General features: G+C 74.5%; 6 protein-coding genes and 1 pseudogene. 5 read left to right on the forward strand and 2 right to left on the reverse strand.

The features are described 5' to 3' along the window. Positions 1-107 precede the first annotated feature (107 nt). The 3 genes from AC3WLN_RS23425 to AC3WLN_RS23435 all read left to right on the forward strand — a co-directional run bounded on the left by AC3WLN_RS23425 (position 108) and on the right by AC3WLN_RS23435 (position 1,680). Positions 108-566, forward strand: coding sequence for a hypothetical protein (locus AC3WLN_RS23425; protein ID WP_463776092.1), 459 nt, complete (start codon positions 108-110; stop codon positions 564-566). Positions 567-651: 85 nt separating this feature from the next. Next, positions 652-1,224, forward strand: coding sequence for a hypothetical protein (locus tag AC3WLN_RS23430; protein ID WP_492485314.1), 573 nt, complete (start codon positions 652-654; stop codon positions 1,222-1,224). 303 nt (positions 1,225-1,527) lie between these two features. Then, positions 1,528-1,680, forward strand: a complete 153-nt coding sequence (locus AC3WLN_RS23435) for a hypothetical protein (RefSeq protein WP_463776090.1) — start codon at positions 1,528-1,530, stop codon at positions 1,678-1,680. Positions 1,681-1,779: 99 nt separating this feature from the next. Here the strand turns inward: AC3WLN_RS23435 and AC3WLN_RS23440 are convergent, their stop codons facing one another. Further along, the gene (locus AC3WLN_RS23440; protein ID WP_492485319.1) at positions 1,780-2,679 is read right to left on the reverse strand and encodes a metallophosphoesterase family protein; all 900 of its coding nucleotides are present in this window, start codon (positions 2,677-2,679) and stop codon (positions 1,780-1,782) included. A 98-nt stretch (positions 2,680-2,777) separates the two neighbouring features. Further along, positions 2,778-3,365 (reverse strand): annotated as a pseudogene (locus AC3WLN_RS23445) (VIT1/CCC1 transporter family protein); the annotation flags it as partial. Between the two features lie 235 nt (positions 3,366-3,600). On the opposite strand from AC3WLN_RS23445, the gene AC3WLN_RS23450 reads away from it, so the two are divergent. Both AC3WLN_RS23450 and AC3WLN_RS23455 read left to right on the forward strand, forming a co-directional pair. Next, positions 3,601-4,371, forward strand: coding sequence for a lysophospholipid acyltransferase family protein (locus AC3WLN_RS23450; protein WP_492485317.1), 771 nt, complete (start codon positions 3,601-3,603; stop codon positions 4,369-4,371). A gap of 5 nt (positions 4,372-4,376) precedes the next feature. Further along, positions 4,377-5,684: a 3-deoxy-D-manno-octulosonic acid transferase gene (locus AC3WLN_RS23455; RefSeq protein ID WP_492485321.1), complete on the forward strand. Its 1,308-nt coding sequence runs from the start codon at positions 4,377-4,379 to the stop codon at positions 5,682-5,684. Positions 5,685-5,748: the final 64 nt, after the last annotated feature.

Consider the following 5,748-nt stretch of genomic DNA (forward strand, 5'->3'; position numbering starts at 1 on the left):
CCGACAAGTAGGGCCCCCGCCCGAGCCGACCGATCCAGCCGCGCCGACCCGAATCCGTCACCCCATCGAGAGACCGCGCGGCCCCGACCCCGCGCAGGGAAGCCCACATGTCCGAGACCGCGCTTCGCGACCGAGAGACGTCTTCCGCCGGAGCCTGGCTGATGCGCAGCCTGCCGAGCCCCCATCGCGGCGCGCCCGCGCCGGAGCCGCTCGCGCCCCAGGCCGCCCCGGCCGACGGCCTGCCGGCCCCGGCCGGGCCGAAGCGCGACTGGTCCGCCTCCCTCGACCTCATCCACGAGGCGACGGCGGCGATCCGCATCAGCGAGGAGCGCGCGGCCGAGCTGGAGCAGGAGCTGGAGCGCACGGTCGCCCGCGCCCTGGAGCGGGCGACCGCCCTGGAGGCCCAGGTGGCCGCCGCCCAGACCCGGGCCGACCTGGCCGAGCGCCGGGCGGAGGAGGCCGAGGAATGGCTGGCCCGCCTGCACGACGCGGTGGTGGAAGGCTTCACCCGCCGCCCGTCGCAGGACGAGGCCGCCCCGTCCGTTCCGGTCCAGGCCGCCTCCTGACGCGCCCCGGGGCGCGGGGGGACGGAACCGCGTTCGGCTCCCCCGCGTCCTCTTCGAGACCGTGCCCCGCCCGGGATCCGCCCCCATGTCCGCTGCCGCCTCCCCTGCCCTGTCGCCCGTGATCGACCTCGCGATCGCCCGGCTGCCCGTGCGCCACGGCGCCGAACGCCAGGACGTGCACGAGGCGGTGCCCGAGCGCCCCTCGGGCCAGGCCCTCGCCCTGGTCCAGCCCGCGCCGGCCTCCCCCGCCTCGGAGCTCGGGGCGACGACCCTGCGCCTCGTCGAGCACAGCATGGAGACGATCCAGGCCCTGCACACGCGGGTCGACACCATCTCCGCCCAGGCGCGGGACCTGATCCGCCTCACCCACCGGGAGCGCGTCGAGCAGCAGGGCGAGCTCGACCGTGCCCGCGCCGAGGGCGCCACCTGGCGCCGGCAGGCCATGGAGCTGGAGATCCGGCTGCGGGAGGCCCAGCTCCGGGTGCGCGAGGCCGAGATGGCCCGGCGCGAGGCCGACGAGGCCGTCCTCGACGCCCGCCAGCAGGCCCGCGCCGCCCAGGCCGAGGTCCAGGGCCTCGAATCCTACCTGCGTCGGATCAGCGACTTCCTGCAGGCCAATCTCGGCCGCGGCCCGGCCCGGCCCCCCGGCGACGCCTGACCGCCACCCCGAGCGAATCGCTCCGGGGCGCGGCACGGAGCCCGGACGGCCCTCCGGCGGCGCCCGGGGCCGGACCGGCCCCCACCCTCCCGGGAAAACGATGCTGCGGCGCAAGCGTGGCCATTCGTTGAGAAGGCTCGCGGATTTCGCGTGCGACGCTGGAATGCCAGTCTTTCCGCTGCGTTGCGGGATGGAATTCGCGCGCTCTGGACTGACGAGGACTTGCGTAGTCTGAACCGGAAGTTAAGATTTCAACTCCGCCGAAAACATATCGCGTCTAACCTTTTTGACAGGGTGGCAGCCATGTCCAACGTGATTCGCGTGAAGCCGACGCATGACGGCACCTACACGGTCTATCGCGGCGACGCCGTCCTGGTGAGCGGTCTGACCCGCCTGCAGGCGGAACGCTACCAGGCCAGCATCGCCGCCCAGGCCAAGGTCCTGGAGGACGCCTGAGCGACGGCGCCCGGCACCGGGCGTCTTGATGAGGACGACGCCCGGCACCGGGCGTCCTGCGACGACGGGGGCTCGAGGCGATGCCGGTCCGGCGTCGCCTCAGGTCCGGACCAGCGAGAGCGGTCCGAGGTCGGCGATCATGCCGGTCTCGGTCAGGCCCCGTTCGACACCCGCGACGGCGTAGCCCGTCGCCTCCCGCGTGATCGTATAGAGGTGGTAGCTCGCCCGGTGATGCCGGGCATCGCCCCGGGCCGAGGCCGAGGCGGCCCCCACCACCGGAATCGACCGTCCCCCCGGCCCGGCCACGAACGCGACGCTGCGGACGTGGTTGTGGCCGTGCAGGATCAGTTCGGCGCCCGCATGGGCGACCATGGCGGTGAACGCCCCCGCATCCTTCAACTCGCGCCCGGCGCTCGTGCCGCCGGGATGCGAGGGATGATGGATCATCACCACGCGGAAGGGCGGCTCGGGCTCGGCCCCGAGCGTCCGGAGCAGGGCCTCGGTGGCGGCGATCTGCTGCGGGCCGAGGCGTCCGCTCGCCATCAGCGGCTTGGTGGGAATCGCCGAGGACAGGCCGATCAGGGCCACCGGCCCGCGCCGGCGCAGGTAGGGGAAATGCCCGTGCGTGCCGTCGTCGCCCGTGGTCCAGGCGCCGCAGGCCAGGAGCAGCCCCTCCAGGGAGCCGCGCACGTAGGCGTCGTGGTTGCCCGGCACGAAGCTGACGGCGTCCGGCGCCCCGAGGGCTTCGAGGAACACCTTCGCGGTCGACCATTCGCTCGGCAGGCCGATGTTGCAGAGGTCGCCGGTGCAGGCGATGTGGTCGTGCCCCTGCGCCTGGAGGTCGGCCACCAGGGCGGCCAGCACCTCCATGTCGTGGGCGTCCTTGCGGCCGCGCTGCCAGTTCACGTAGCCGGTGGCGCGCTTGCTCAGGAGCTGGCGCAGGCGCGGGCGCGTCAGCGGCCCCACATGGGGGTCGGTCAGGTGGGCGAGGCGGAACATCATCCCCCGGTGGACAAGCGACGGGCGGGTTTTCGCGCCCCGCATCGCCCCATCGGGCCCCGGGGGTCAACCCTCGGCCGGCGAATCCGCCCCGTTCCTCAGGCGCTGCCGATGGCGATTCCGGCGAGCAGCACCAGGGCGCCCCCGAGCACCACCTGCATCGCGGCGCGCCAGAACGGCGTCGCCATGTAGCGGGTCCGGATCGCCGCGATCGCCAGCAGTTCCACCACCACCACCAGGATGGCGAGGCCCGTCGCGATGCCGAAGGCGTTGGGCCAGGCGGAGGGGATCGCGTAGGGCAGCGTGTGGCCGAGGCCGCCCACGGTGGTCATCACCCCGCAGACCAGGCCGCGCATCCACGGCGTTCCGCGCCCGGTGATCTGCCCGTCATCCGAGAGCGCCTCGGTGAAGCCCATGCTGATCCCGGCGCCGAGGGAGGCCGCCAGTCCCACCAGGAAGGTCGCGCCGTTGCTGTGGGTCGCGAAGGCGGCCGCGAAGATCGGCGCCAGGGTCGAGACCGAGCCGTCGATGAGCCCGGCGAGGCCGGGCTGCACGTAGCGCAGGACGAAGGCGCGGTGGGCCTCGGCCGCCTCGGCCTCGATCGCGGCGACCGATCCGGGGCCGTCCTGGACGGGGGAGATCATCATGCTGAGCGTCCTTTCGCGGCCCGGCCGCTGTTTGGATTGATTCCAATCTATAACTTGGAACAGCTCTAAACAAGCGCCGATGGCCCGTTTCTGTCTCGCAAACGGCCCGTCCGGGGGCCTCCACGCCGTTGCGCCGGCCGCGGGATCGGAGCTAGACAGCCCGGCTTCCCGCCCGGCGCGCCCTCCGGCGCGACGGACGGGACGGCTCCGTGGACATCCCTTCCTCGAAAGCCTCGCCGCCCGCCCGTCGAGGCCGCGAGGCGAAAGCGACGTGATGAGCCTCGTCAAACGCATCGGCCGCGCGCCCGCGGTCCAGCAGGCCCTCGGCATCGTCGCCGGCGGCTACCTGCGCCTCGTGCGGGGCACCAACCGCTTCACGGTGGAGCCGGCCGCGCCCGATTCCTGGCTCGACGGGCTCGGGCCCTTCATCGCCGGCATGTGGCACGGCCAGCACACGATGATCTCGTTCATGCGCCGGCCGCACGACCGGATCGCCACGATCATCTCCCGCTCGCCCGACGGCAACATTAACACCATCGCGCTCACCCGGATGGGGGTGCGGGTGATCCGGGCCTCCGGCGCCCGGGGCCGGGTACTGCGGGACGCCCGGGCGAAGGGCGGGGCCGAGGGCCTGCGCGCCATGCTGCGCGCCCTCAAGGACGGCGAGACGGTGGCCTTCAGCGCCGACGTGCCGAAGGTCTCGCGCCGGGCCGATGCCGGCATCCTCACCCTGGCGCGCTTCTCCGGCCGGCCGATCGTCCCCGTGGCGGTGGTGACGAGCCGGCACTGGCGCTTCAACAGCTGGGACCGGGCCTGCCTCGGCCTGCCCTTCGGCCGCGGCGCGATGGTGTTCGGCGAGCCGATCCTGGTGCCGCGCGACGTCGAGCCCGAGGCCCTCGAGGCCCTGCGCCGGCGGCTGGAGGCCGAGATGAACCGCGTGCACGACCGGGCCTACGCCCTCGTCGGGCGCCCCGACCGGGTCGGCCCGCACGACCGCGTCACCCATGCGGACCGCGTTGGGGCCGGCATCGGGACCCCCGCGTGAAGGCGATGGCGAAGGCCCCGCCCCTCACGGCGATCCTGAGGGCCTACCGGACCGGGCTCTATCTCGGCGAGCCGGCGCTGGCCGGCCTGCTCGCCTGGCGCGCGCGCCGGGGCAAGGAGGATTCCGGGCGCCTGGCCGAGCGGCGCGGGCGGCCCGGCCGGGCCCGGCCCCTGGGGCGTCTCGTCTGGATGCACGGAGCGAGCGTCGGCGAGGCGCTCTCCCTCGTGGGCCTCGTCGACGGCATGATCGCCCGCGGCTTCTCGGTCCTGGTGACCACCGGCACCCGCAGCGCGGCCGAGCTGATCGGGCGGCGCCTCCCGGCCGGGGCCGTGCACCAGTACGTGCCCCTCGACGCGCCCCGCTGGGTCGACCGCTTCCTCGACCACTGGCGGCCCGACCTGGCCCTCGTCGCCGAATCCGAGATCTGGCCGAACACGATCCTGGGCCTGCACCGGCGCGGTATCCCGCTGCTCGTCGTCAACGGGCGGATGTCGGAGCGCTCCTTCCGGGGCTGGGGCCGCACGCCCCGCACCGTCGAGGCCCTCCTCGCCCGCATCGCGATCTGCCTGGCCCAGACCGATGCGGATGCCGACCGCTTCCGCCGCCTCGGCGCCCCCCGGGTCAGCATCGCGGGGAACCTGAAATACGATGCCGAGGTGCCGCCGGCGGACGGCCAGCAGCTCGCTCACCTGCGCGACCTCGTCGGCGACCGCCCGGTCTGGGTCGCGGCCAGCACCCATCCGGGGGAGGACGCCATGGCGGCCCGGGCCCATGCCCGCCTGCGGGCGCGCTGGCCCCGGCTCCTCACCATCGTGGTGCCGCGCCATCCCCATCGCGGCGGCGACGTCGCGGCCTGCGCCGGGGCCGAGGGCCTGCGCAGCGCCCGGCGCTCGCAGGGCGGGCGCCCCCATGGCGGCGTCGACCTCTACGTCGCCGACACGCTGGGCGAGCTCGGCCTGTTCTACCGCCTCGGCCGCATCGTCTTTCTCGGCGGCTCCCTGGTGCCCCACGGCGGCCAGAACCCGATCGAGCCGACGCGCCTGCGCGCCGCCGTGCTGCACGGCCCGCACGTCCACAACTTCACCCAGGTCTACCGCGCCCTCGACGAGGCCGGCGGCGCCCTCGCGGTGGCCGATGCCGACGCCCTGTCCGCGGCCCTTGGCGACCTCCTGGGCGACCGGCCCCGCATCGAGGCGATGACCCGGGCCGGCGCCGCCGCCCTGCGGCCCTTCGAGGGCGCCGTCGCCCGCACCCTGTCGGTGCTCGATCCCTTCATCGCCCAGATGACCCTCAAGGCGATGGCGGCCTCGTGAGCGTCGGCTGATGCGCCCCCCCGCCTTCTGGGCCGGGCCTCCCGGCCATCCCGCCGCCCGGTGG

This window comes from Methylobacterium sp. FW306-05-D (assembly GCF_058782155.1).

Bases quoted from the DNA above. Each gene is read 5' to 3' on its own strand.
- AC3WLN_RS23425 (WP_463776092.1), top strand. From the start codon at position 108: ATGTCCGAGACCGCGCTTCGCGACCGAGAGACGTCTTCCGCCGGAGCC.
- AC3WLN_RS23430 (WP_492485314.1), top strand. From the start codon at position 652: ATGTCCGCTGCCGCCTCCCCTGCCCTGTCGCCCGTGATCGACCTCGCG.
- AC3WLN_RS23435 (WP_463776090.1), top strand. From the start codon at position 1,528: ATGTCCAACGTGATTCGCGTGAAGCCGACGCATGACGGCACCTACACG.
- AC3WLN_RS23440 (WP_492485319.1), bottom strand. From the start codon at position 2,679: ATGTTCCGCCTCGCCCACCTGACCGACCCCCATGTGGGGCCGCTGACG.
- AC3WLN_RS23450 (WP_492485317.1), top strand. From the start codon at position 3,601: ATGAGCCTCGTCAAACGCATCGGCCGCGCGCCCGCGGTCCAGCAGGCC.
- AC3WLN_RS23455 (WP_492485321.1), top strand. From the start codon at position 4,377: ATGGCGAAGGCCCCGCCCCTCACGGCGATCCTGAGGGCCTACCGGACC.